Origin of the sequence: Xanthomonas codiaei, from assembly GCF_002939785.1 — a bacterium.
In the GTDB taxonomy this organism is placed as follows: Bacteria; Pseudomonadota; Gammaproteobacteria; order Xanthomonadales; family Xanthomonadaceae; genus Xanthomonas; species Xanthomonas codiaei.
Genome location: NZ_MDEC01000027.1, coordinates 17484 through 39645, shown reverse-complemented (window position 1 = coordinate 39645; position 22162 = coordinate 17484). Strand labels below are relative to the sequence as shown.

Genomic DNA, 22162 nt, shown 5'->3' with positions numbered 1-22162 from the left:
TGCGCCCCGCCCTGCTCCGTCAGGCGAACAGCACGCGGCGCACCTGCGAGGTGTCCGCGATGGTAGCGTTGTACTGCATGGTGCCCACCCAGTCCTCGGCGCGCTTGTAGATGTCGCGGTTCTTCTCGATCTGCAGATCCATCCACACGCCGCGGGCGTTGCGGCGCTGCGGCAGCACCAGGTAGTAGCCGGCGTCGTTTGCGGGTACGTAGGTGGTGGCGATCACGCCAGCCACGGTGACCGCCAGCGGGATGCCGTTCTGGTAGCCGACGATCAGGCTGCCCTGCGTCGCCTCCAGCATGCGCAGGATGTAACCGCGCTTCTCCGGGCTGGTGACGATCCACAGCGGCGTGTTCGCGCTGACCGCGGTGCCCTTCAGCTGCTGCTGGCGGTAGATCGACGCCGCGGCTGCATTGAGGGTTTCCGTGCCCAGGTCATCGCCGGCGATGCGGGCGAAGTTGATGCCGGAGCCCAGCGCGGTGAACAGGCCGTAGTGCTGCTCGGCCTGATTCATCCACGCCTTGGCGCGGAACTCGGTGATGATCGCCTCGACGTTCCACCACTTGTTGTAGCGCAGCCAGTCGTCCAGCACGCCGGCGCCGGCGCTGTAGGTGACGTACTTCAGCGACACCTCGCTTTCGGTGGGCAGGCGCCAGATCTCGGTCTTTTCGCCCGGTGCGCGCTGCTTGAAGCTCACGCCGAACTCGCCGGTGGCAACCTCGAAGGCATCCTGGTTGCCACCGCGCATGTCCACCAGGCGGAAGAGGTTGGTCCAGCCGGTGTCGATCTCCTGCATGCCCGTGTGGAACCACTGGTCGATGCGCGCGGGGATGTCGCTGCTGACGATACTGTCAGCGCTGGTGGCGTACTTCACCCGCAAGGCGGCCTTGATGGCGTCCGCCGACAGCTTGGGGCCTTCGCGCATGGCGCTCTTGCCCACCAGGGTGACGGTGGAATCGTTGGCGGCCTTTCCGCCCATCAGATCCAGGCACATGCCCGGCAGCGACAGCTCCAGGTCGATGGCCTGCACCAGCGCCTTGCGCTGTTCCTCGCTCTGCGTCGGCAGGCGGGCCAGGTTGTTGAATTTGGCGACTGCGGTCATGTGTCGTGTCCTTGGAAGGCAGGGCCGCCGGTCAGGCGACGGTGTAGGCGTCGAACGCCACCAGCCCGCTCACCGCCGCAGCCGCGGCCTTGGGCTGCAGCGCGTGGCCGAACAGGGTGTTGTTGGTGGCGGTCTTGGTGAGGCGGGCATTGGTGGCGTCCCAGTACAGGGCGTCGTTCACCGCCCAGGCCACGCCGGTTTCGGCCGGGGCGTTGTCCACCTCGGTTTCGTAGACGAACGCGTTGCGCTCGTTGGCCGCGCGCGTGTTGATGGGGATCAGCGGTTTGCCGCCGATCACCACCGGCACACGGGCCGTGGTCGCAGCGGTGTGGGCGAAGCCGACGTTCTTGACCAGTTCGCTGGGCGAGGCAATGTTCAGTGCCATGGGGCGTTCTCCGAAGGGATACGAGGCGCGCTTACGCGAACGCCGGGTTGATGTTGCCACTGGCCGGATCGGGCGCACCGCCGCGGCCGCCGGTGGTCAGCGCCGGCATGCGGCCGCCCTTGCCCACGCGCTCGGCGTAGCGCTTGTGCAGCGATTCCAGGCGCTCGATGGAGTCGCCCGCGTACATGCCCTTGGCGAAGTTGACAGCCTCTTCGTCATCGCCCAGCAGACCCAGCTGACGCTCGGCGGCCACCACGTCGTCGATTAAGCTCTTACGGTAGGCGTCGGCGGACTTCACCGCTGCGCCCAGCAGTTCCGGCTTGTCGATCAGGTGAGCGTGGTCACCCAATGCTTTGCGCAGACCCAGCACGATATCGTGCGAAGCCTTGCTGGTGGCGTTCTCGGCTTCCAGGACCTGGATGCGGTCCTTGGCGGTGTTAAGTTCTTTCTGCAGGTCCACGTCGTCTTCCTCGGTTCGTTGTGCGCCCTTGACGGCGCGGGCGCCCGGCTGCGCGCCGAGCCAGACCAGCGACGCTTCCAGGGCCTCGCCGGGCCCTACCAGACGCCACGCATTGAGTTCATTGCCCTGCTCGTCCACCAGGCGCTCGTAGTCCTTGACCGTGCAGCCGATAGACACGTCGCCCACCACGCCTGCATCGATCTCCTCGAGCAGGTCGGCATTGCCGGCCGTGCGCACCAAGTAGGCATCGGCCATGAGCAGCACAGCGGTTTCCACGCCGGGCGGGAATTTCAACTCGGGCTCGCGCAGCAGCGTGCGGGCCTCGTCGAGCGACATGCGCTCCAGCTTCGCGGCAAACCAGCGCCCCTTGCCGGGACCACTGTCGCCATCCCATCCGCTGGGATGCTTGATGAAAAGGCCCTTGCCGGGCAGCGTGCGGGCAAAGTCGGCCAGCAGCGCCTCATCGAAGCATTCGCGGTCGCGGTCGATGGCGTTGTGCGCGATGGCGAACGTGCGCACATACAGCTTTTCCGCCGGCATGTCGGCCAGGGTGTACTGGCGGATGGCGGTGAGCTGGTCGGCGCTGGCGTCGCCAGCGGACTTGATCGCCAGGTGCAGCCGCTTGTGCTTCTGGGCGCTCACTTCTCGCGCACCGCCCGCACGGGCTTGATGTTGTGGCGGCGCCATTCCGCCTGCGGAATGGTCAGCGGTCCGTCGTAGACCTCGCGCTGCCAGTCGGGGGTGTCGGTAGCCGGCGTTTCGCCACGCCTGGCCACACCGATGACACGGCCGCTCCCATCCAGAGCAAGCGTGTTGTCGGCCTCGTACCCAGCCGCGGTCGCTCCCTCAACGCCGATCGCTATTTCGTCCAGCTTGCCTTCGCCCTCGGTGACGCGACTCGCCAGCGCGGTGATCGGCAAACGTGCGAATGCGTCATCGATGGCGGCCAGAGCCCCCTTACGGCCGCCATCCTTCTGCTCCCCTTCCAGCGCACGCAGCGCGGTCAGCTCCTCGGCGGTGAGGCCTTCCAGCCGATCGGACAACTCGGCCAACGGCAGGTTCTGGATCTCGGACAACTTGGGGTTCGGCTCGCTCACGGCATCCTCCATCGAAGCCCCGAAGGGCGCACGGAGCACCGGTTACTGGCGCTCAATGGGCAAAGGATTCCGTGGGGATGCGTGTCCTGTCTGCTAGATTAGGAAACACCAGACAACCAAGGAGCGGTAACAATGATGATTGCATTGAAACATTTGATTGCCAGCGCCCGTGAGATCGTCGCTCGTCTGCTTGATAAAGAAATGATCCTGGCTCTGAACGGAGCGCTCGATGCTATCGATAGCTACGCGGACGAAGACAATGCCATTTGGTTTATCGCGCTCATCAACATGATGATCTCTTCCGTTCATAGTGCGCTCGCAATGGAGCAGGAGGCAAAGCACATCCAGTCCACGAATGCCTCGGCATGGAGCGCGCACGTCACAGCTCTCCGCGCCTTTGTCGAGCTGGGCAATGTGCTCCGGGAACAGCTGGCCATCGATCATTCAAATCGCCAAGCCTCAGAGACTCTTACCGGATCATCGGCCAGTGATGTTCCGTCGCCCTTTAATAGAAAACGGAAGATGTAGGCGTTCAACTAAGCGCCCTGATTGAACACCTGCAGTTCGGATGACTATTCCGCATAGGCAGCGGCGCCTGCGGATCATCCAGCTGGTACGGGCCGTTGGCGGCCAGCGTCTCGCACAGGACGCAGCCGCCGGCGGTGATCCAGTCGTACTGCTGGAACCCGGCCTGCAGGTACATCTCGCGCTTGCCCTGCACCTGGGCGTCGGCTACCTCGGAGCGCGCCAGGCGCTCCCAGTTGCTGTTTCCGGCGCCGAACATGTCTTCCAGCGCCTCAGCTACGTGCACCGGGTTCTGGCCGTCGTACTGACCAGACGTTAGCGCGGACACGATGCGGCTGCTGTACTCGCGGGTGACGCCCTCACGCACCCGTGACAGGCCCTCGCGGCGGATCGCGCTGGTGACGCGGTTACGCGAGTCGGCGATCAGCTGCTGTACGCCGGGGTCGCTCCAGTCTAAGTCGATGTCTGCCCGCGCATTAATGACGCCGCGGTCGTAGGCATCGACCGTACCGGCGTTGAGCTCGGCCGCCATGCCGCCGATGGACGACTCGCCGGCCGAAACCAGTTGCGTCATCAACGACAGGTCGAAGCTCCACGCCGTGTCCGCCTTCACCGTATCCAGGCCTAGTAGTTTCACCACGTCGGCTTGCAGACGCTCCCACCGCGACAGCATGCGCGCGATAGTCCGCTGCTCAATCGCGGGCAACGCGGCATCAGGCTCGGCCCATGGCTCGGCGTCTTCGCCGCCGGCCTTGATATGCGTGCAGCGAGGGCCGTGCTTGTGCGGCTGCCGCCCGGCGGAGCGCAGCGTGTTGTCCAGCCCCTGCTCGGTACCGGAGGCGCTATTGCCCAGCACCATGGCCGCCTGGGCGCGAAGGAACTCGGCCTGGGCGCGCTTCAACTCGTCGGTGAGCGATGGCAGATGCTGCACCAGCTTCCAGTCACCCTTCTTCCAGGTCCGGCCGCGGGCACGCAGCATCGCCTCGACGGGTTTGCGCAACGATGCCTCACGCCGCGCAAACCGCGTCTTGGAATCCTGCAGCACCAATTCGGACTGCGGCTCGGCAATGCCCGCGGCTTGCGCCCACGAAACGCCCATCATCCATGCGGGGATACCGAACGAGGCCACAATCTGCTCAATCATGTGCCGTGCGGGAAGCTCGATCTGCAGTGCCTCATTGACCGCGCCGATAACATCGATGCTGATCTGATCGTTCATGCCAACGCCGGTGGCTACGTCGACGCTGTTGCCGCGCGCCTTTGCCGCCAGTGCATTGGCTAGGCTGGCGGCGATTGTCTCAGCACGCTTCTGCGCCGCCGCGCTGTCGATCTTGCTGTTCTTGGTCGAGAACGCCACATGGAAGCTCGGGTCACCGAAGCGCCCCCACACTTGCCGGGTGCTGTTCTGCATCTGCAGTAGGATCTGCGACACGAAAGGAACCGCACGCAGCATCGACGTTCCGTAGGGGTTGTCCGCCTCGGGCCGGTTGATGGAGATAGCCAACTGCGCAGGCTCCAGCTCGACGTACCCAACCTCAAGCAGTAGCCCAGCCGTGAGCGAGCCCTGCACGCGACCCTGCAAGATTGCTTCGACATTGCCCAGCCCATCCGGCCGGCGATCGCTACAGGCGTTGGGGTTGCGGTAGAACACGCGCATGCGGTCGGCATCCCGCACGAAGGCGGTGCCCTTGCTATCGGCCACACGCAGGCCAACCACGTCGCGGCCGGTCGGCGAGTAGACGAACTCGGCGATACCATGTCCCTGTTCGTAGAGCTCCTCGCCCTGGCTGGCGTACATCGCCTGGTAGCCGTTCTCTAGGTCGTTGACTGGCACCGTGGCCATCCACTCTTCGATCTCGGCGACAATGCGGTCGTTGTCGCCTTCCACGGCCAGGATGCCGTCCAACGTCACCATGCGGCCCAGGCCGCCGTCGAGCATCGGTACGGCCTCCTTCAGCGCCTCGTACAGCCACGGCGAAACAGTACGCGGCTGCCAGCCGCCAATGCTGGCCTGCCACACGCCGAGGTTCTGCGTGTCGCGGATCGAGGTGGCGATGCCACCGGTCTGGTTGCGGGTGGGGTCCGGGCTCTTGCCACGGAACCAGATGACGGGATTGAGATTCACGCGGCGGTCCTTTCGATGGTGCTGCAGGCAAACACGTCCACGCCGAAGCCGTCGTCCTGCAGGCTGCGCAGGCGGCGCAGCATCTGCTGGCGGCGGGCGTCGGGGATGTGGTCGTCCTGCTTACTGTAGATGGGCCACTTGGCGCCGGCGCGGGCGGTCTGCGTGGACATGGCGTTGAGCGCGTCCTGGTCGTAAGGCATGGCGTAGCCGCCGGCCTGCAGGCGCGCGGTGATGCACTGCGTGGCCCAGTGCTTGGCCGGCGCGGTGAGCGTGACCATCTCGCCGGTGCGCTTGTCTTCGTCCTGCAGCGCCTCGCCGTCCTCGCCCATGCAGTCAACAGACTGCTGGAAGTGGAAGCCCACCAGCCGGTCTTCAAAGTTGCATTCGGCGAAGCGGTCCACGCTGATGAGATCCTTCACCACGGTGGTGCCGGCGCTGCCGAGGTCGGCGCCCCAGAACGGCAAGTGGCGGAACAGGCTATCGAGCGCGGCAATCAACTCCTCCTGCAGGTGGTACGGGAAGCCGATGGCACGGATGCGCACAAGGTCGCGTAACTCCGTACCGACTTCCTCGCTCAGAATGATCTCGGTGGGGTCATTGCGCTCGCCAAGGTCGGCGCCGGCCCAGAACACGCCCATGGACGCGCCTGCGATGTACGGCCGCAGGATCTCCAGCATCGCCGCACGGCGCTCGGCATCGCGCCCTTTCAGCAGCGGACGCAGCGGACGCACGTCGTCGTAGAGGGTGGCGTAGCTGCCCACCTTGCGGCCCTGCTGCATGGTCAGCTCCACGCGCGCCACCTCGACCGACAGCGAATCGGCCTCGTGGTCGGCGTGCAGCTTGATGACGCGGTAGTCGGAGCGGTCCACCACGTTGGGCAGTAGGATGCCCCACGGCCACACGGGGTTCTCGGCCTGCCCGTGCTCGCCGAGCACGTTCCGCTGGTAGCCGGGCGTGTTGCGGCCGTTGAAGCGGCGGATCATGTCCGCCTCTCGCTCCGCGCTCCAGAACGGAGCCGGCTTCATCGTCTGCTGCCAACGGAATAGGCGGTTGCCCGGCTTACCCACCGGCAGGCCTTCGATGGCCTGCTGCGTGAGCCGGAAATATTCGCTACCGCGGTCGCCATCGGGCACTGAGTACACGCGCGAGCGGCAGCCTGGCTTAAGGGCGCGCCAGAACTCGCTGAAGATGGTCTTGTTCTTGACCTTGGCGGCTTCGTCGAACAGCGCCAGCGCACTCACGTGCACACCACGGAACGCTTCACCGTCGTGGCCGCCGGGGCGGTAGTAGGTGCGGGCGATACTCGGGCGGTCTGGTCGCACCGGGTTGGGTGCGTAGAACCGGTGCATGGTGTGCGGGGTCTTCTTCGGCTTCAGCCAGAAGTGCTGGATCAGCGTCTTCTGTCCAGCGCCGTCGGCGACGCCGAACTGCTCCTCGAGCGCCAGAATGATTTCATCAAGGTGCGTCTGCTGCGGCGCGGCCACCAGCGAGGACGGATTGGCGACGCGTCCACCCACCGCTGTGCAGCCAGCCCACGCCACCAGCGCGATGATCTCGCGCGTCTTGCCGCACTCGGCGCCGTCCTGGTGCACCACGTCCTGCATCCAGGCCTGCACGCTCGGGCGCTGGTAATCCCAGAACCGATACGGCTCCCCGCTGTCCGGCTCGAACAGGAACGTTTCGGCCCAACGCAACGGGTCCTCAAACGTGTAGAGCACCAGTGCCTCGTCAAGCGTGACGCCATAGTCGCCACGCTCCAACTGGCGCCACGCCCAGCCGCGCTCGGATAGCCACGCCTCGAACTCGTCGACGTTGTACACGCCGCGATCGAGCATCTGCCCCTGCAGGATGCCGACGTTGGTGCGCTGCCGGGTCATTCGTTGCCGGGCGGAAGCGCTGGACGCTTGCCGGCACTGCCGCGCTGGAAGATGCCGCCGAGGATGGTCTGCATGGCATCAGCGCGCTCGTCGTCGACTTTCGCAGCGGCCTTGGCCTTCGGCGTGGCCAACATCTCCGGCAGATTGATGCCCATGCGTTCCATCGACTTGAAGAACATCTCGTAGGCTGGGTTCGGGATCATCTTGCCGATGACCTCGGTGCCGTCCTCGCGGGTCACCACGTTGCCTTCACTGTCGATCATCGGCACTTTCACCACCAGGCCGTCGACGCTGATGGTGCTGCGCAGGTCGTGCATCAGCTGCAGCGCGGCCGATGCCTCGCCGGCCATGATCCCCTGCACGCCCTCCATCGCACCGCTCTGCATGGCATCGATCAGCGCGGTGAATGCCTGGACGTAAACCTGCTTGTCCATGCAGCTGCCGCCGGGGCTGGTGGTGCCATCGTCCACCAGCGTGCACGGGTACTTTGGGCAAGTACTCAGGCAGGGGCGGCCCACTGCGCCGAGCAGCGACTGCATGCCGTTGTCGAAAGCGGCTTGGTGAACCTTGCTGGTCAGGCCGTGTTTCCAGCCGTTGCGGCTGCTGCGTGCCTTGCCCTCCGGCGTGCGCGGACCGGTCGATTTCTTCGCGGCATCGCGGCGCTGTTGCAGTTCCGCGGGACTCAGCTTGCGACGGGGACGAATGGCGGTCATGGCTGAGTCTTGCCCGGTTCGGTGTTTCCTGTCCCCGTAAGCGGGAAACGCTTAAGCCGCTTGTGCACGGCGGTGCGGTTCATGCCGAACTGCCGCCCTATCTCACTGCAGGTCATGCCGTTGGCGGCCATGCGGGCGATGAGCTGATCGCGCTCCGCCCGCCAAAAACCGGCGAAGAACCTGCGCCGCTGCGCGAGGTAGATGTACTCCGATCCGAGTTCGTCGAGCACCGCGGCCATCGCCTGGGTGCCGACGCGCGGGCCGAAGTCGGCGAGCAGTCGTCTCGCGAGCGCGCCGAGTACGCTGGCGTCCTGGGCCTGGTACTGCTGCAGCAGCGCGATCTCGAAATCCGTCACCGGCTCGCCCTGTCCACTGAAACTCACGCCGTCAATCACGGACCACCTCCCCTGTCGCGATACGTGCCCACAGCGGCGTACCGGTCGGTTTCGTGCCCAGCACTCGATGCTGTCGATCAGAGCTCAGCCGTGTGCGGCGTGCGCGCTCGGACACGGCCAGGTAACGGCGGGTGGTCTCGATGCTCTCGTGGCCCATGAGAGCGCGGATGGTCTCGATGTCCGCGCCTTCGTCGTAGAGCTGGGTAGCGAACGTGACGCGGAATCGGTGGATGCCCCACTCGCGCAGCTTCGCCCGCTTGGCGTGGTAAGCCACCATGGTCTCAAAGCTGCGCAGGGACAGCGCCTGCCCGCGTGTGCCGGTACTCAGCGAAACGAACAGCGCGGTACTGTCGAGCGAGAAAGGCAATGCCTCGCGCTGCTCCAACCAGGCGTGCACCGCGGCGGCCACCGGCCCCTCGAATGGCACGTCGCGCTCCTTCGCGCCTTTGCCGGCAATGCGCACGACGCCCGTGCGTGTGCCCAGCTCCAGTTGCTCGAGGCGTAGCGTGCATAGCTCCTCCCGGCGCATCCCGGTGGCGAGCAGCAGCAACAGCGCACAGCGATCGCGCACCTGGCGCACCTGCGGCATCTCCGCGATCGACCGGAACAGCGCACGCAGGTGGTCGTCGGTGTACTTTCGGGCCGGCTTGGGCTTCACCCGCGGGCCGGTGATGTCGGCGGCCAGGTTCGTCGCAGCGACGCCGCGAGAGCGGCGCCAATCATAGAACCCGCGTACCGCATGCACCTGCCTACGGCGCCACGCCGGGCCGTTGCGGCACTCAATCGCCAGCCAGCGCTGCCAGCGATCGAACTCGGTGACTGTTACCTCTGTGTGGTCAATGCCGTGCGTGGCGCACCAATGCAGCCAGCGGCCAACGGTGCGGGCGTACGACTCGCCGGTCGTCGCTGCACGCGAGCCGCAGTCGATCACCAGGTGTGCCAGCCACAGCCACAACTCCGCCATAGCGCGCGGGGCGATCGTCTGGCCCTCGATACGGCGCATGACCCGCGCGAGCCGTGGCGCATCCGCCAGAAGCCACGCGCGGTGCGCAGGCAGCTCCAATCCGTTCGGCAATGTCGCCAGCGCCTCCAGCACCAACGCAGGTAGCGGCAAGACGCTCATGGCGCACCTGCCTGAGCGAAACCGCCCCTGCACCCCATTCCATTTTTCGGGAGGGCAGTAGTTGGGAGGGGATGGATGTTCCACGTCTGATTCGGAGGGGGGGTGCCTGTGGAACATTCACGCCGTACCGCCCCGATCCTGGCGACACGAGCACACCCCTTTAGGATCAATGAGTTACGGGCACGCCCGACGCCCCTCCGCCGGTTCGGAATTCTGAACGAGTACGAGGTTCCACACGACCCCGCCCAGCGGGTGACCATACGCTGCAAGGCCTCCGCGGCATGGCTTGGGGTGAAGGTGCTGGGCGGCGCAACTGTGGTTGCGCGCAATTCGATGGGAGAACGGATCATGAGCGAGCCTCCTTCACGGTGCTGGCCATCGCGTCCAGATCTGCGATCGCTTCGCGGATGTCGGCAACGCGTTGGTCGCGGGTTACGTCGTCGATTAGTTCCAGGCGGTGATCGTTCTGCACCTGCAGAATCTTGTCGTCGAGTGCACGACGCAGTTGCTTGGCCTCGTCGGCCTGCTGCTGCTCGGCTGTCTTGATGTGCACGACGTTGCCAGGCTGGCCGGCTGACTCGGCTGCATCGTCGCGCATTCCACGCGCTCGATTGACCACGTACCGGATTGGCTTGCCACTCTTGCCTGCAGCTGCCGCCCGGATGTCGTTGGCAGTAATGCCCTCGGCCTTGGCCTGCATCAGGTCTGGATGCCCGTCAGCGCATTCGCTCCAGCCCATATCACGCAGCACGCGCGCCAGATCAGCCGCGTCCTCTAGTGGCTTCTCAGCGCTCGTATTGTTTGGAGAAGAGGCTTTTAAAGCTCCCTTCCCTCTCCCTTCCCTCTCCCTTTCACTTCCCTTTCCCTTATTAGCCGTGACCTGTGTGTGACCTGTCACTGTGACTTGTCCGTGACCATCGGCAGGCGCTTCAAGATCAGCTAGGTGCTCTCGCAATTTGCCGGTCGGCGTGTTGTATGGAAGGACAACGCCATAAGCCCGGAGTTTGCCGAAGATATCTACACGGTCCTGCCGCTCGCGCTCTTTACGTAGACGGTCGTTCTCACGCATGCCTTGAAATTCAAGGCGCTCAGTCCACGCTTGCGCAGCCTTGTCGGCGATCAATGGGTGGTAGTAGCGGCCGTCTTTGCAGAGGACAAAGCCTCGCATTGCGCCGACTTTCAAGCGCTTCCACGCCCGCAAGTTGCGTGCATACCCAGCGTAGCTGGCCAGGATTTCGTCATCGTCAGGCAGGCTCGCGGCCGGCACCTCATGCCAGCACGCACACCAAAGCAGAATCGCCGCTCGGAACTCATCGCCGGTTGCCTTGATCGCCATCCCGCTATCGCGCAGACGGTTCACGTCCAGCGGCATGTACGGCATTCCGCGCAGATCGACGTCGGGCGGCACCATCGGTTCGCGGGCCGTCATGAACGCCCCCGCGAAACCCGCGCCTCATGTACCGAGCCATGAGGGTCGATACGCTTCGGGTGCTCAACTGGGGATATCGTGCCCTGGCCGGGCAACGTGGATTTTTCTCGGATCACCGTGCGTTCCTTGCCGGCGTCCAGACTTCAACTTTTCGAGCGCGGGATTATGGCCCCGCGTGATAGATCAAAGGCTTAGCGTGTAAGCCAATGTATATTATGTAAATGCGCTTGCGCAACTGGTTGCGCTCGTTTGCTGCTGCGCTCACGCGGCCGCTGTCCGGATACCCTAAATCCGTGTCCTTTTTGGCCCTGATACGTATCCTTTTGGCCAGTAAATCTGTATCCCATCCGGCGAAATCGACCTTCATGGGTATTAATTCTGTATCCCATCCTGCACAGTGCTGGTGACTGAAAGCGGTCGAGTTCAGCCTGCTGCCCACGCTGTGCGCAGCGCCGGCGTGTCTACATGCGCGAACAGCTGATTGCCGATACTGCCGTCGCGGCCATGGGGTTCGCCTGGCTGCCGTACGGCTTGATTCGGGAACGCCTGCGACATGGCGAACTGGTCGAAGCCTGGGGAACCAGGCCCACTGCGACTATGGACTGCTACGCGGTGTGGCCCGGCTGTCCCCACCTGCCACTGTGCTCACGCCTGGCGATCGACGCGTTGGTCGATGAACTGCCGAAGTACCTGAACACCTGAGGAAGTACGCCTATGAAATCCTGGATCATTGCTGCCAGTATGCTGTGCGCCACCGTCGCTGCAGGCAGCCTGCATGCTCAGGCCACGACGGTCGTGCGCATCGCCGAACTGGTGATCGCTCCTGACCAACTCGATGCCTACACGGCAGCGGTCAAGCAAGAAATGGAGGAATCCATCCGTGTAGAGCCCGGCGTGCTGGCCATCTATTCGGTAGCGGAAAAAGGCGCCCCTAACCGCCTGCGTTTCTTTGAAATCTACGCCAGCGAGCAGGCGTATCGCGCCCATATCCAATCCCCCCATTTCAGAAAATACGTGCAGGCAACACAGCCGATGATTCTGTCGTGCACGCTGATCGAGACCGTACCTGTCCAGCTCAGCGCAAAGGGGAACTAGCGGTGGGCTCATTCATTATCGACACCCAGCCTGCGGTGCTCGGAGGAAAATTCTTCGCATGGCCAGGTGACTGAGCCTGGAACCTACCGCTGGCCGCACTGGGGTGATCACTCGAAGTGCCGGCTCGACACATCGCTGAGTCGCCATGGTAGTACTCAGAATGCAAGGCAGGCAGTATGACTGGTGACAGAAACTGGCACCACTGCCTCCTAGGATGACTGGGCAAGCAATGCAGCGCTGTAAAGCGCTGTTAGACGCCCATCGCTGCATCCGAAGGAGTTGCACCATGTCCCGCTTCAAACGCATTCAGTACCACCGTTATGGCGGCCCAGAAACAATGCGGCTCGAGGGGTCACTCGGCATGCAGCACGTGTACGACTACCGCGCGACGGCGCTGTCGTCGCTTGCTGCGCGCTTCGACGTGGTCTACGACACCGCAGCCAGCATGCGCGTTGCAGAGGGTGTGGCTTTGCTGCGCCAAGGAGGGAGCTACCTGGACCTGAATCCCGGCCCTGGCAAGTTCATCCGAGCCGTGTTCGACCGCCGCCTGAAGCCTATCATCTGCACGCCGCGTCCTGAGATTTTGGAAAAGCTTGCAGGTGCCGCATTGGAAAACAGGTTCAAACTTCCCATAGGAGAAACCGTCGCGTTGAGTGATGCCATCGGCTTGATCAGCGAGCTTGAGCAAGGTCGCAAGCTCGGTGGCAAGGGCGTCGTCGCGATGGAATGAGCATGGCCCGAACGCATCGACTGTTCGATCTGATGCAAACGCTTCGCCGGCACCGTAGGACGGTGTCGGGCGGAGTTCTCGCGCGCGAGCTCGGCGTCTCTTTGCGCACGATCCGACGCGACATTGCAACGTTGCAGGATATGGGCGCCGATATCGCCGGCGAAGCAGGTGTTGGTTACCTGCTGCGCCCTGGATCGCTGCTGCCACCACTGTCGTTCACCGAAGAGGAAATCCAGGCGCTGGTGATCGGTGCCCAGTGGGTCAGTCGTCAGGCGGATGTGCCGCTAACACTGGCTGTGGCCAATGCCCTGGCCAAAATCAATGCAGTCCTGCCTCCGGACATGCGTCCGATGCTCGACGACGATGCGGTATACGTGGGTCATCCTTCCTATGTTACCGCGCCGTTGAATCTGAGCGAGATCCGCAGAGCGCTTCGCGAGCAGCGCATCCTGAGCATCACCTTGTCGATCGCACACGCACCCACCGACGAACAACGGATCTGGCCAATCATGCTGGGCTTGGTCGATGGCACCCGCTCCATTGCTGCCTGGTGTGAGCAGGACAGCCAGTTCCGCCTCATCGGCATGAGCGACATCGCAAGCGCGCGTATTCTGGATGAACGCTATCCGGGAAACCGCCGGCAGCTGGTCAAGGACTGGCACGCTAGCGAAGTGCTGCCCTGTAATAGTCATGGAATGACGTGTTGAAGCCTCGCCGGACTGAAGATGCCGCCCCATGTCGGTTGCTGAATGAGCTCATTCGACATGCGAAATACCGCGCTCGTTCCACGACGCTTTAAGGAAGGTCCGATCAACGCGATCGAATGATGCGGTAAGCCGTATCGGTCGCGGCGACTGCGCTCGACGTCCCCGCAGCCTGCCGCGCGGCGTGGACAGTCCGCGTGTGCTGTGCCGCAACGATCGCTTCTTGAGTTACCTGCAAAATCCAGACACGGCCAATGGTGAGCCAAGTGCTCTCAGATCACTGCGTAGGACACCGCAACCAGCACCACCAGGTGTCCTATGTAGTAGGCGTAGAACGCAGTGCGCGTGCGTCGCACCGGAATCGGTAGTGCCGCAAGCCCCAGCAACGGCAACGCCATCAACGCCCAGAAGTTGTCGTTGACGAAACACAGTGCCAATACAGGCAGGCCGATCAGTACGCAGGCGGATATCCATTTGGGAGATTGCCAGCGCCATGGGTTGCGCCAGAATAACCATCCGCCGAGTACGATGGCCAGCCCGGTCCACTGGTAATCGACCGCTGCTGGCGCAAGCAGTGCGCACGGTGCCAGAACGATCCATCGACGGCGCTCGATTGCCAGAATGCATACGGCTGCCAGTGCAAATGCCAGCAGCACATTGAGCGGAAAGACCCGCTGAAATGCGACTGCCGCGATCGGCGTTGCGATCGCGCCCCAGACAAACAGGCGTTTCACCGATTTTTCGATGTCGGCACTGGGCTGCGCCAGGTTATAGGCAAGGACCAGTGCAAACAGCGGAAAAGCCACCCGCCCCAGCTCGGCAACGCCCGGCACATAGCCTAGCCAGAGAATCTTCAAGGCATGGTCGCCGGTCATGAAAACGGCAGCCAACCATTTCAACAACTCGCGGCCGCCGCTGGTCAAGGCGCCCTCTGGTCGATGCCTGACAGGCATTGGCCTGCGCCTGACCGCTGGCGGCATGACCGCCCATCCCTACCCCGCTGTGGCGGTTGCGTCTTCATCAAGCACCGACCTCGCTTGCCATCACCGCACCGCTCAATTGTCTTCCTGCAACTCGCGCTTGAACGGTACATCCGGCGGCGGCCTAGCGGTGGCCGGTTGGTCGTTGAGGTTGGGGTCGCTGAGACCGCAGCCGCCGCCAAACTGCAGCAGCGACACCACGCAGCTGATCTTGGTGGTGGTGCCCGGAATCGGGATCTCGATCTTCTTCAGTCCGCGGCGCACCCATTCCTGCAACAGCGACTGGTTGGGCATCCAGTACTTGTCCAGCGAGGTCGGCGTGTAGCCGTACGGCGGGCGCTTGAGCCAGGTGCCGCCCTGGGCGATCTGGTCGCGGGTCCAGGTGTCGGTCTCGCTACCCGGCGGCCCACGATCGCCGGCGCCGCTGCCGGCATCGCCGGCACCAGCCACCCGCACGCTGCCGTCGCTGTTGAAAACACCATCGCGTTGGCCGTTCGCGCCGCTGGTGTCGCCGCGCCGGTTGCGGTCGGATTTGCTCCAGTCGTCGGCATTGGCCGCGACATCCCAACCGCCACTACGGTCGGCCGCTTGCGGACCGGCGTTGTTGCTGGAAGCAGGCGTGGCAGCGGAAGAGGCTGCCGCCTTCTCGGCCTGCGCGGGTGTGGCTGGCTTGGCCTGCGCCGTTGGTGTTGCCGAAGTAGCTGGCGAAGGCTGCGCAGCCGGCGTGCTGGCCGTCGCCGACGAGGTCGCCGGCTTGGCCGCCGCCGGTTGCGCTGGCGGCGCAGGGGGGACCGGAGTTGGTTCCGGCACGCTGGGCAATTCGGTGGCACGCACCGCAACCTCCGGCATGCGCACGCTGGGCGTGAGCTCGCGGGGCCGGATCACGGGCGCTGTGAGCTGGGGCTGGTCGGGCACCACGATCTCGCGCTCGCGCACCGCCGGCGCCGTTGCCGCGCGCACCGCCACTGCAGGCGCGGGGCGCTGCAGCTCGCGCAGCGCCGGCCGCTCGGTCACGGTCTGGATATCGCGCTGACGCACCTCGATCTGCGGTGCCGACGGCGCCACGGGACGTGGCGCCACGGTGATGCTCGGCGGTGGCGGCACCACGAAGTCGGTGGTGGCAATCGGTGTTTCAGTGACCTGCAACGGCGATTCGATCGTGACCGGCGGCACCTGCACCGTCACTTGCGGCACCTCGGGCGCCGCCGGTTCGCTGGCAGCAGCGACCGCCGGTTCGGGGGCGGTATCCGTCGTTTGCGCCGTGCTGGCGGACTCAGTGGGTTCGGTTGCCTGCGGCGGCACCGAAGGTGGCGTCGTCGCCTCGGCCGGGTTCCCGCTTGCTGCGCTGGCGTTCTGCGCCGTGGCAGCCTCGCCGGCAGCAGGCGGCGAGGCTGAGGACGGCTCCCCTTGCCCGCCCCCCTGCTCGGCCGCGCCATCGCCGATGAACGTCATCCGCACCCACGACTCCTCGCCTTGTGTGTTGTCCTCCGGCGCCCAGCGCACGGCGACCACCCAGATCAGCAAGGCGATGAAGCCGATGTGGATCAGCACGCTACCGAGCATGGCCAGCCAGTGTTGCGTGCGCTGATCGCGTGGGCGTGGCTCCCAGTGCTGCCACCACAGGCTACGAAACGCCTGGAACGGCGTCAGCAACCTGGTAGCACCGGCGCCATATGCAGCCGGTGGACGCGCCAGCAGCACATCCATCACGTGGTCATCGTTGAATGGCGCCGCGGCATCGCCACGGCTGCGCATCCAGATCGCCCAGCCGTATGGCAGCCCGGTGCGCCGATCCAGAATGAGCTTGCCCGGCATGCGCGCGCGCAGTGCCTGCAGCAGATCGGCAGCCGTTATCACCGGTGGTGCGGAATCAGGCCGCGCTGTCGCGCGGAATGTACGGGGCGTCGCCGGTGGCGTGATCGGTCGCGTCGCGAACCGCGGTCACTCCGGGCACGCGCCCCATCAAGGTCTTCTCGATGCCCTGCTTGAGCGTAACATCGGCCATGCCACAGCCATGGCAACCGCCGCCGAAGCGCAGCAGCACCACGCCGTCGGCGGAGACTTCCTGTACGGCAACGCGACCACCGTGCGAGGCGAGCTGCGGATTGACCTCGTTCTCCACCACCCAGCGCACGCGCTCCACCATCGACGCCGATTCGGCCGGCGCCTCGCCCTTGATCTTGGGCGCCTTGATGGTCAGCTGCTGGTTGCCGGTGGACTGGGTGACGTAGTCGATCTCGGCACCATCCACCCACGGCACGCTGGCGGCGACCACATACAAGGTGAAGCCGTCGCAGTCGATCGCCCACTCGTCGCCGTTGAGATCGGCCGGCTCTGCGAACTCGAGCCTGGCATCGGCACGCGGGGTCCCCGGGTCCACCGCGCTCAGGCGTACGCCCATGCCGGGCACGCCCTCGCGTTCGATGAGCTTGCGGAAATAGGTCTGGGCTTTGTCGGATATCTGGATCATGCGGGTTATTCTAGCGCTCAATGCGCCCTCGCTCATGGAACACCGTGATCCTGGCGAGGCGCCGTCCGCCCATCCCTGCGAGACCGCCATGACCGATCTGATCTCCCTGGAGCAGGCCCACTGCCTCCCACGCAAGGGCAGCGACCACAAACTGGGCGAAGCGCGCCTGGCCGAACTGCTGCCGCAGGTGCCCGGCTGGGAGCTGGCCGAGGCCGGTACTGCGATTACCCGCACGTTTCGGTTTGCCGACTACTACCGCACCCTGGCCTTCGTGAATGCGCTGGCCTGGATCGCCCACCGCGAAGACCACCATCCGGACCTGGGCGTGCATTACGACCGGGTCGTGGTGCGCTATTCCACCCACGACGTGGGCGGCTTGAGCGAAAACGACTTCATCTGCGCCGCGAAGGCCGCGCAACTCTACGATCAGGGAGTCACTGCATGAGTATGTCCCGCGCCGCCCTCGCCGGCCTGGCCCTGGCCCTGGTGACCGGCCTGACCGGCTGCGGCCAGTCCGCGCAACAGCCGGCGGCGCCCACCGTGGCCCCCACCGAGCTGGCCGCGCTGAAGACCCCGCCGCCGGAATACGCCCCCGAGCTGGCCTGCGCTGGCGTCGGTGGCACCAGCGTCCTGCGCGTGGTGATCGGCACCGAGGGCAAGCCCACCGATGTGGCGGTGACCCAGAGTAGCGGCCAGCCGGTGCTCGACGAGGCGGCCTTGACGCGTGTGCGCGAATGGCAGTTCAAGCCCGCCACACGCAACGGGCAGGCGGTGCCGCAAACCATCCAGGTGCCGGTCGCCTTCAAGCCGCCGGTCCCACGGCCGGACGAATGCTTCGCCATCGAAGAACGGGCGCGACGCGGCGGTTGAGCACCGCCACTGCAACGGCAGTGGGTTTTCCAGTGTGCAGGCGGGCCCAGGCGCCCGTCTTCGCCGTGCACGACGGCGCACACTACGCCGCGTACATCGGCGACGGCCCGACGCGTTGGGCCGCCGGCGGCACCACGCGCTCGTCATTGCGGCATTGCCATCCTGCAGCGCCGCTGCGCGGGTGCGTGATGCACTCATCGCAGGACAAGGCTCCATTTCACGAGGTCGTCCCATCGCATGCTTGAGGTGTCGTCACACAATGTCTGGATCGCGCTGGCGGTCACCCTGGCTGCGGGCCTGGCCACCGGCCTGGGCAGCCTCATGGTGGTGTTCGCCAGAAAGCCCAACCCGCGCCTGCTCGCATTCGGGCTGGCCTTTGCCGGCGGCGCGATGGTGTACGTGTCGTTGTCCGAGATCCTCAACAAGTCGATCGCCGCGTTTTCCAGCGCCTACAACGACAAACTGGGGTTCACCTTCGGCACCCTGACCTTTCTGGCCGGCATGGTGCTGATCATGCTGATCGACCGCCTGGTGCCCAACCCGCACCAGAGCCTGTCCACCGACGATCCGCAGTTTCGCGACGACAACCGCGCCTACATCCGGCGCGTGGGCCTGATGACCGCGATCGCGATCACCGCGCACAATTTCCCCGAAGGTCTGGCGACCTTCTTCGCCACCCTGGAAAGCCCGGCCGTCGGCATGCCGCTGGCGTTCGCCATCGCCATCCATAACATTCCCGAAGGCATTGCCATCGCGGTACCGGTGTATTTCGCCACCCGCAACAAGTTCTACGCATTCGGCGCCAGCCTGTTGAGCGGCTTGGCCGAACCGATCGGAGCCGGCATCGGCTACCTGGCGCTGGCGGACGTGCTGTCCGATGCGGTGTTCGGCGCGGTGTTCGGGCTGATCTCCGGGGTGATGGTGTTCCTGGCACTGGACGAATTGCTGCCCGCCGCCAAGCGCTATGCCAAGGGCCATGAGACCGTCTACGGCCTGGTTTCGGGCATGGGCACTCTTGCCATCAGCCTGGTGCTGTTCCGTTTTGCGGCGCCTTGAGCAACTTTTACCTACCGCAGGACACCTGGCGACGATGCTTCCAGCAAGTTAGTCCAAACTGATGCTCGCAAGCAGCACTTGCCTTCGAACCGGCGCAGGCAGCCGCCCCCCGCCCTGGAGGGCCAGCCAGTGTTTCAGCGACGCGGAGCCGGAGCGAGTGCCGTTGGGCAGTCTCTAATGCCCCTCCACCACAGCTGCCACACGCTCGAAGTTGCGCGCTTCCAGATCCTCCCTGGCGATCCAGAAAGTCGCTTGACCACAATCCCCGAACTTAAGGTCTATGGCAGGATCCCACCCAAGCTGCAGCAGACAGATCGGATCTCCCTCGATATCAGGCATGGCCCCCTGTAACAGCGGAACGTGCCCCAGCATCTGGTGGACGTTCACCTCGGCGCAACGCCTCCGGCCATCGGGGTAATAACGATGGCTTTCCGCATATGGCAAGTGCTCGCCTTCCAGATCCCGGTAGAGCCAGGCTGGAATTAGGGGGATCGCTTCCGGCAGGCTGGCAATGTGTGCAACCGTGGCTAGCAGACCGTCTGTAAAGGCACGGCCCATAGTGACGTCGGTGAGTGTCGCGCCGTCGGGATCGTCCCCTATCTGGTCAACGATCCACGTTCTGAATGCCTGTCTGGTCGCCTCGTCAGGAACATTTCCCCATCCGAGACGGCTGGCACGCTCCACCCACTCCAGTACATCGGGATGCGCATCGAAATGGCGAGTTTTTCTGCTTCGTGCATTACCGATGGTTCGCGCCAGGCGATCAATGATGATGCCCACTTGCGGAAAATCTCCCTGGTAACCCAGCCATTGGGCAGGAAATTTCCAGGATTCGGACAGCGGCCGTTCCCAGTGGAAAATGGCGCCAGCTTTAGGCATCAGCCCCGTTGCTGCTACCGCCGCTCCCAATCGGAGTTCCGACCACCGTCGCAGGTAGGCGTTCGTGTCGTTTCCCGGAGGGGCATCCTGCAGCAGCATCCCCTGTGGCCAAGTGTCCATACGGCGGGCGACCAAGGGCCATCGCACCTGTAGTCTCGGGCCACGTTCACCAGGTAGCAGCCAGCCGGGTTCCGAATACGGACTGTCTGCTGCGTCAATGTCCAGGATTGGACGCAACTGCTCCGGGGCTTGGCGCTCCGGCTGCTGCTCTGGCACATCCTCTGCGTACAGCACCCTGACACGGTCCTGGGGCTTGTCGGTGTCCCAGATCTGCTCTTCGTCGTTCACGGCGAAGAAGAACAACATGCCTCGCTGAGGCATCGACGTATCAATGCGCGGTAACTCCGCACAGTCGATCTGTGCGATGAAATGCATTGGTGCCGACTCTCCATAGCTCTCACCCACAGGCCATTCGAGGCCTTGCGGCAACTGCGGCAAGCCACCTAACCGGCTGCGCACACGCGGGAATGCGGTTGGAGGATAAATCCGCTGCAGAACAATGCCTGTTTTTCGGTGTTTATCGAAATAACTATCAAGCGCGAGTTCCGCCTGATGGTCACGCAGGCTCGCGTCGTACGGGGAATGCGCTTTCATTTCCATTGGGTTGGTTCTCCATGCAGTAACGGGACAAGACACAGATCACAGCCAAGTGGTGTTCGAAACTGGACCACCACATCTCTCCACGCAGCCGTCGTAACATGACGCCTAGTCGATACCCCGGGTTCTTAGCACCATGCCACCGCGGCGGCCGCGTCAACGCCCCAGGCGGTCCAGCGCTTCGGCCAGCTCCGGCGCCAGCGGCGCGTTGAGCACGTAAGGAGTCTTGCCGGCGTCGAGTGCGAACTCCAGCGACGCGGCATGGAGGAACAGCCGCTTCAGGCCAAGCTGATCGCGCAGGCGCTTGTTGACCTCGGCCTCGCCGTATTTGTCGTCACCGGCCACCGGGTGGCCCAGATGCTGGGCATGCACGCGGATCTGGTGGGTGCGCCCGGTCTCGATGCGGACCTCGCAATACGAATGCCCGCCGCGCCGCTCCAGCAACTTGAAGTGGCTCAGCGAGGGCTTGCCGATCGCATTGACCTGCACGTGCCGCTCGCCGCCCTGGCGCAGGCCGATATGCAGGGGCGCATCGACCGTCATCACCCCATCGGGCATGCGCCCGACCAGCAGGGTCAGGTAGCGCTTGGTGATGCCGCGGCCTTCGACGCGGTCGTCCTCGCGCATCAGTGCCTGCAACTCGGTCAGTGCCGAGCGCTTCTTGGCCACGATCAGCAGGCCGGAGGTATCGCGGTCGAGCCGATGCACCAGTTCCAGGCTCTGGTTCGGGCGGAGCGCGCGCAGGGTTTCGATCGCGCCGAAGCTGATCCCGCTGCCGCCATGGCTGGCCACACCCGAAGGCTTGTTCAGCGCCAGCAGGCGCGCGTCCTCGAACACGATCGCCGCTTCCAGCCGGGCCAGGAACGACGACGGTGGCGCGGCCTTGTCGCCCTCCTCGTTCACTCGCACCGGCGGGATGCGCACTTCTTCGCCGCCCTCAAGCTTGCGTTCGGCCTTGGCCCGCCCGCCATTCACGCGCACCTGGCCGCTGCGCACCAGCTTGTAGATCAGGCTGCGCGGCGCCCCCTTGAGCTGGCCGAGCAGGAAATTGTCCAGCCGCTGCCCAGCACGGTCTTCCGGGACTTTGAGAATGCGCACGCCCACACGGTCGGCAGGCGGCTTGGGGGGCTGGGGGTCGGTCATCCGGCTGTTTATTCTGTTACACTCGGCAAGCGAGATAAGGGTTTGATTTCGTTGGAAGTTGATTGGCCAGAAGCCTGACTTCCGATGATTCCGGCACAGTGCGCGACCACCGCCCCCGGGGCGGCCATGTTAGCGGCTCACCGGCTTGCCCGGCCATCGCCAGCGGTCTTGACCGTTGCGTTGAACATGTCCCGTGCGCGGCCCCGGTATCGTCCGGACGCAGCGCCGGCCCTGAAACACCTAAAAAACTGAAGAGAAGCGCTCCCGCGGCCTGCCGTGGTGTTGCAGCGCTGGAAACCCTAGCCAGGCCTGTCCGCGCGTTGCGCGAAAGGCCGGCGACCTGTTCC

At 64.7% G+C, this 22162-nt stretch carries 24 protein-coding genes; 8 read left to right on the top strand and 16 right to left on the bottom strand.

What is annotated here, in order from left to right:
- Nucleotides 1-19: 19 nt before the first annotated feature.
- Genes XcodCFBP4690_RS17105 through XcodCFBP4690_RS17090 form a run of 4 tightly spaced genes read right to left on the bottom strand, consistent with a single transcriptional unit; the run spans nt 20 to nt 3044 of the window.
- Nucleotides 20-1102 carry a hypothetical protein gene (locus tag XcodCFBP4690_RS17105; protein ID WP_104542776.1) on the bottom strand — a complete coding sequence of 361 codons (1083 nt, stop codon included), beginning with the start codon at nt 1100-1102 and terminating at the stop codon, nt 20-22.
- A gap of 31 nt (nt 1103-1133) precedes the next feature.
- Nucleotides 1134-1487, bottom strand: coding sequence for a DUF2190 family protein (locus XcodCFBP4690_RS17100; RefSeq protein WP_104542774.1), 354 nt, complete (start codon nt 1485-1487; stop codon nt 1134-1136).
- 31 nt (nt 1488-1518) lie between these two features.
- Entirely contained in the window at nt 1519-2589 is a 1071-nt protein-coding gene (locus tag XcodCFBP4690_RS17095) for a hypothetical protein (RefSeq protein WP_104542772.1), read from the bottom strand.
- Nucleotides 2586-3044 carry a hypothetical protein gene (locus XcodCFBP4690_RS17090; RefSeq protein WP_146091936.1) on the bottom strand — a complete coding sequence of 153 codons (459 nt, stop codon included), beginning with the start codon at nt 3042-3044 and terminating at the stop codon, nt 2586-2588. The genes XcodCFBP4690_RS17095 and XcodCFBP4690_RS17090 overlap by 4 nt, the downstream gene beginning before the upstream one ends.
- A 132-nt stretch (nt 3045-3176) precedes the next feature.
- Here XcodCFBP4690_RS17090 and XcodCFBP4690_RS17085 point away from each other — a divergent pair, with 132 nt between their 5' ends.
- Complete coding sequence (locus XcodCFBP4690_RS17085) at nt 3177-3572, top strand: hypothetical protein (RefSeq protein WP_104542768.1); 396 nt, start codon at nt 3177-3179, stop codon at nt 3570-3572.
- Between the two features lie 4 nt (nt 3573-3576).
- On the opposite strand, the gene XcodCFBP4690_RS17080 is transcribed toward XcodCFBP4690_RS17085, so the two are convergent.
- The 7 genes from XcodCFBP4690_RS17080 to XcodCFBP4690_RS17050 form a co-directional block, all read right to left on the bottom strand.
- Nucleotides 3577-5589, bottom strand: coding sequence for a structural protein (locus tag XcodCFBP4690_RS17080; protein ID WP_146091935.1), 2013 nt, complete (start codon nt 5587-5589; stop codon nt 3577-3579).
- A gap of 101 nt (nt 5590-5690) precedes the next feature.
- Entirely contained in the window at nt 5691-7571 is a 1881-nt protein-coding gene (locus XcodCFBP4690_RS17075) for a hypothetical protein (protein WP_104542764.1), read from the bottom strand.
- Complete coding sequence (locus XcodCFBP4690_RS17070; protein WP_104542757.1) at nt 7568-8284, bottom strand: hypothetical protein; 717 nt, start codon at nt 8282-8284, stop codon at nt 7568-7570. The genes XcodCFBP4690_RS17075 and XcodCFBP4690_RS17070 overlap by 4 nt, the downstream gene beginning before the upstream one ends.
- Nucleotides 8281-8679 (bottom strand): helix-turn-helix domain-containing protein, encoded by a 399-nt coding sequence (locus tag XcodCFBP4690_RS17065; protein WP_146091934.1) that lies wholly within the window; start codon nt 8677-8679, stop codon nt 8281-8283. The genes XcodCFBP4690_RS17070 and XcodCFBP4690_RS17065 overlap by 4 nt, the downstream gene beginning before the upstream one ends.
- Entirely contained in the window at nt 8672-9802 is a 1131-nt protein-coding gene (locus XcodCFBP4690_RS17060) for a tyrosine-type recombinase/integrase (RefSeq protein ID WP_167394682.1), read from the bottom strand. Before XcodCFBP4690_RS17060 ends, XcodCFBP4690_RS17065 begins: the two co-directional genes overlap by 8 nt.
- Nucleotides 9803-10148: 346 nt before the next feature.
- Nucleotides 10149-11231 carry a DUF1376 domain-containing protein gene (locus XcodCFBP4690_RS17055; RefSeq protein ID WP_104542751.1) on the bottom strand — a complete coding sequence of 361 codons (1083 nt, stop codon included), beginning with the start codon at nt 11229-11231 and terminating at the stop codon, nt 10149-10151.
- 163 nt (nt 11232-11394) lie between these two features.
- Nucleotides 11395-11598 carry a hypothetical protein gene (locus tag XcodCFBP4690_RS17050; protein WP_104542749.1) on the bottom strand — a complete coding sequence of 68 codons (204 nt, stop codon included), beginning with the start codon at nt 11596-11598 and terminating at the stop codon, nt 11395-11397.
- A gap of 98 nt (nt 11599-11696) precedes the next feature.
- Between XcodCFBP4690_RS17050 and XcodCFBP4690_RS17045 the strand changes: the two genes are divergently transcribed.
- The 4 genes from XcodCFBP4690_RS17045 to XcodCFBP4690_RS17030 all read left to right on the top strand — a co-directional run bounded on the left by XcodCFBP4690_RS17045 (nt 11697) and on the right by XcodCFBP4690_RS17030 (nt 13763).
- Entirely contained in the window at nt 11697-11933 is a 237-nt protein-coding gene (locus XcodCFBP4690_RS17045; RefSeq protein WP_104542747.1) for a type 2 periplasmic-binding domain-containing protein, read from the top strand.
- Nucleotides 11934-11945: 12 nt separating this feature from the next.
- Nucleotides 11946-12326 carry a putative quinol monooxygenase gene (locus XcodCFBP4690_RS17040; RefSeq protein ID WP_104542745.1) on the top strand — a complete coding sequence of 127 codons (381 nt, stop codon included), beginning with the start codon at nt 11946-11948 and terminating at the stop codon, nt 12324-12326.
- A 286-nt stretch (nt 12327-12612) separates the two neighbouring features.
- Entirely contained in the window at nt 12613-13056 is a 444-nt protein-coding gene (locus tag XcodCFBP4690_RS17035) for a zinc-binding dehydrogenase (RefSeq protein ID WP_208622761.1), read from the top strand.
- A 2-nt stretch (nt 13057-13058) separates the two neighbouring features.
- Nucleotides 13059-13763: a helix-turn-helix transcriptional regulator gene (locus XcodCFBP4690_RS17030; protein WP_104542741.1), complete on the top strand. Its 705-nt coding sequence runs from the start codon at nt 13059-13061 to the stop codon at nt 13761-13763.
- Between the two features lie 269 nt (nt 13764-14032).
- Here XcodCFBP4690_RS17030 and XcodCFBP4690_RS17025 read toward each other — a convergent pair whose 3' ends face one another.
- The 3 genes from XcodCFBP4690_RS17025 to XcodCFBP4690_RS17015 all read right to left on the bottom strand — a co-directional run bounded on the left by XcodCFBP4690_RS17025 (nt 14033) and on the right by XcodCFBP4690_RS17015 (nt 17210).
- Entirely contained in the window at nt 14033-14683 is a 651-nt protein-coding gene (locus XcodCFBP4690_RS17025) for a TraX family protein (RefSeq protein ID WP_104542739.1), read from the bottom strand.
- Nucleotides 14684-14815: 132 nt separating this feature from the next.
- On the bottom strand, nt 14816-16597 hold the full coding sequence (locus XcodCFBP4690_RS17020; protein ID WP_104542737.1) for a transmembrane repetitive protein: 1782 nt from the start codon (nt 16595-16597) through the stop codon (nt 14816-14818).
- Nucleotides 16598-16610: 13 nt separating this feature from the next.
- Nucleotides 16611-17210: an NfuA family Fe-S biogenesis protein gene (locus XcodCFBP4690_RS17015; protein WP_029219923.1), complete on the bottom strand. Its 600-nt coding sequence runs from the start codon at nt 17208-17210 to the stop codon at nt 16611-16613.
- 88 nt (nt 17211-17298) lie between these two features.
- Between XcodCFBP4690_RS17015 and XcodCFBP4690_RS17010 the strand changes: the two genes are divergently transcribed.
- The 3 genes from XcodCFBP4690_RS17010 (at nt 17299) to zupT (ending at nt 19136) form a co-directional block, all read left to right on the top strand.
- Nucleotides 17299-17655 (top strand): 4a-hydroxytetrahydrobiopterin dehydratase, encoded by a 357-nt coding sequence (locus XcodCFBP4690_RS17010; protein WP_104542735.1) that lies wholly within the window; start codon nt 17299-17301, stop codon nt 17653-17655.
- Complete coding sequence (locus XcodCFBP4690_RS17005) at nt 17652-18080, top strand: energy transducer TonB (protein ID WP_104542733.1); 429 nt, start codon at nt 17652-17654, stop codon at nt 18078-18080. Before XcodCFBP4690_RS17010 ends, XcodCFBP4690_RS17005 begins: the two co-directional genes overlap by 4 nt.
- 237 nt (nt 18081-18317) lie before the next feature.
- Nucleotides 18318-19136, top strand: a complete 819-nt coding sequence (gene zupT / locus XcodCFBP4690_RS17000; protein ID WP_104542731.1) for a zinc transporter ZupT — start codon at nt 18318-18320, stop codon at nt 19134-19136.
- 174 nt (nt 19137-19310) lie between these two features.
- On the opposite strand, the gene XcodCFBP4690_RS16995 is transcribed toward zupT, so the two are convergent.
- Complete coding sequence (locus XcodCFBP4690_RS16995) at nt 19311-20675, bottom strand: DUF1963 domain-containing protein (RefSeq protein ID WP_104542729.1); 1365 nt, start codon at nt 20673-20675, stop codon at nt 19311-19313.
- A gap of 153 nt (nt 20676-20828) precedes the next feature.
- Nucleotides 20829-21815 (bottom strand): RluA family pseudouridine synthase, encoded by a 987-nt coding sequence (locus XcodCFBP4690_RS16990; RefSeq protein WP_104542727.1) that lies wholly within the window; start codon nt 21813-21815, stop codon nt 20829-20831.
- Between the last annotated feature and the right edge of the window lie 347 nt (nt 21816-22162).

What these genes read in the sequence shown, in the direction of transcription:
- XcodCFBP4690_RS17105 (WP_104542776.1), bottom strand. Translation starts at nt 1,102, where the DNA reads ATGACCGCAGTCGCCAAATTCAACAACCTGGCCCGCCTGCCGACGCAG.
- XcodCFBP4690_RS17100 (WP_104542774.1), bottom strand. Translation starts at nt 1,487, where the DNA reads ATGGCACTGAACATTGCCTCGCCCAGCGAACTGGTCAAGAACGTCGGC.
- XcodCFBP4690_RS17085 (WP_104542768.1), top strand. Translation starts at nt 3,177, where the DNA reads ATGATGATTGCATTGAAACATTTGATTGCCAGCGCCCGTGAGATCGTC.
- XcodCFBP4690_RS17075 (WP_104542764.1), bottom strand. Translation starts at nt 7,571, where the DNA reads ATGACCCGGCAGCGCACCAACGTCGGCATCCTGCAGGGGCAGATGCTC.
- XcodCFBP4690_RS17070 (WP_104542757.1), bottom strand. Translation starts at nt 8,284, where the DNA reads ATGACCGCCATTCGTCCCCGTCGCAAGCTGAGTCCCGCGGAACTGCAA.
- XcodCFBP4690_RS17060 (WP_167394682.1), bottom strand. Translation starts at nt 9,802, where the DNA reads ATGAGCGTCTTGCCGCTACCTGCGTTGGTGCTGGAGGCGCTGGCGACA.
- XcodCFBP4690_RS17055 (WP_104542751.1), bottom strand. Translation starts at nt 11,231, where the DNA reads ATGACGGCCCGCGAACCGATGGTGCCGCCCGACGTCGATCTGCGCGGA.
- XcodCFBP4690_RS17050 (WP_104542749.1), bottom strand. Translation starts at nt 11,598, where the DNA reads ATGAAGGTCGATTTCGCCGGATGGGATACAGATTTACTGGCCAAAAGG.
- XcodCFBP4690_RS17045 (WP_104542747.1), top strand. Translation starts at nt 11,697, where the DNA reads ATGCGCGAACAGCTGATTGCCGATACTGCCGTCGCGGCCATGGGGTTC.
- XcodCFBP4690_RS17040 (WP_104542745.1), top strand. Translation starts at nt 11,946, where the DNA reads ATGAAATCCTGGATCATTGCTGCCAGTATGCTGTGCGCCACCGTCGCT.
- XcodCFBP4690_RS17035 (WP_208622761.1), top strand. Translation starts at nt 12,613, where the DNA reads ATGTCCCGCTTCAAACGCATTCAGTACCACCGTTATGGCGGCCCAGAA.
- XcodCFBP4690_RS17030 (WP_104542741.1), top strand. Translation starts at nt 13,059, where the DNA reads ATGGCCCGAACGCATCGACTGTTCGATCTGATGCAAACGCTTCGCCGG.
- XcodCFBP4690_RS17015 (WP_029219923.1), bottom strand. Translation starts at nt 17,210, where the DNA reads ATGATCCAGATATCCGACAAAGCCCAGACCTATTTCCGCAAGCTCATC.
- XcodCFBP4690_RS17010 (WP_104542735.1), top strand. Translation starts at nt 17,299, where the DNA reads ATGACCGATCTGATCTCCCTGGAGCAGGCCCACTGCCTCCCACGCAAG.
- XcodCFBP4690_RS17005 (WP_104542733.1), top strand. Translation starts at nt 17,652, where the DNA reads ATGAGTATGTCCCGCGCCGCCCTCGCCGGCCTGGCCCTGGCCCTGGTG.
- zupT (WP_104542731.1), top strand. Translation starts at nt 18,318, where the DNA reads ATGCTTGAGGTGTCGTCACACAATGTCTGGATCGCGCTGGCGGTCACC.
- XcodCFBP4690_RS16995 (WP_104542729.1), bottom strand. Translation starts at nt 20,675, where the DNA reads ATGGAAATGAAAGCGCATTCCCCGTACGACGCGAGCCTGCGTGACCAT.
- XcodCFBP4690_RS16990 (WP_104542727.1), bottom strand. Translation starts at nt 21,815, where the DNA reads ATGACCGACCCCCAGCCCCCCAAGCCGCCTGCCGACCGTGTGGGCGTG.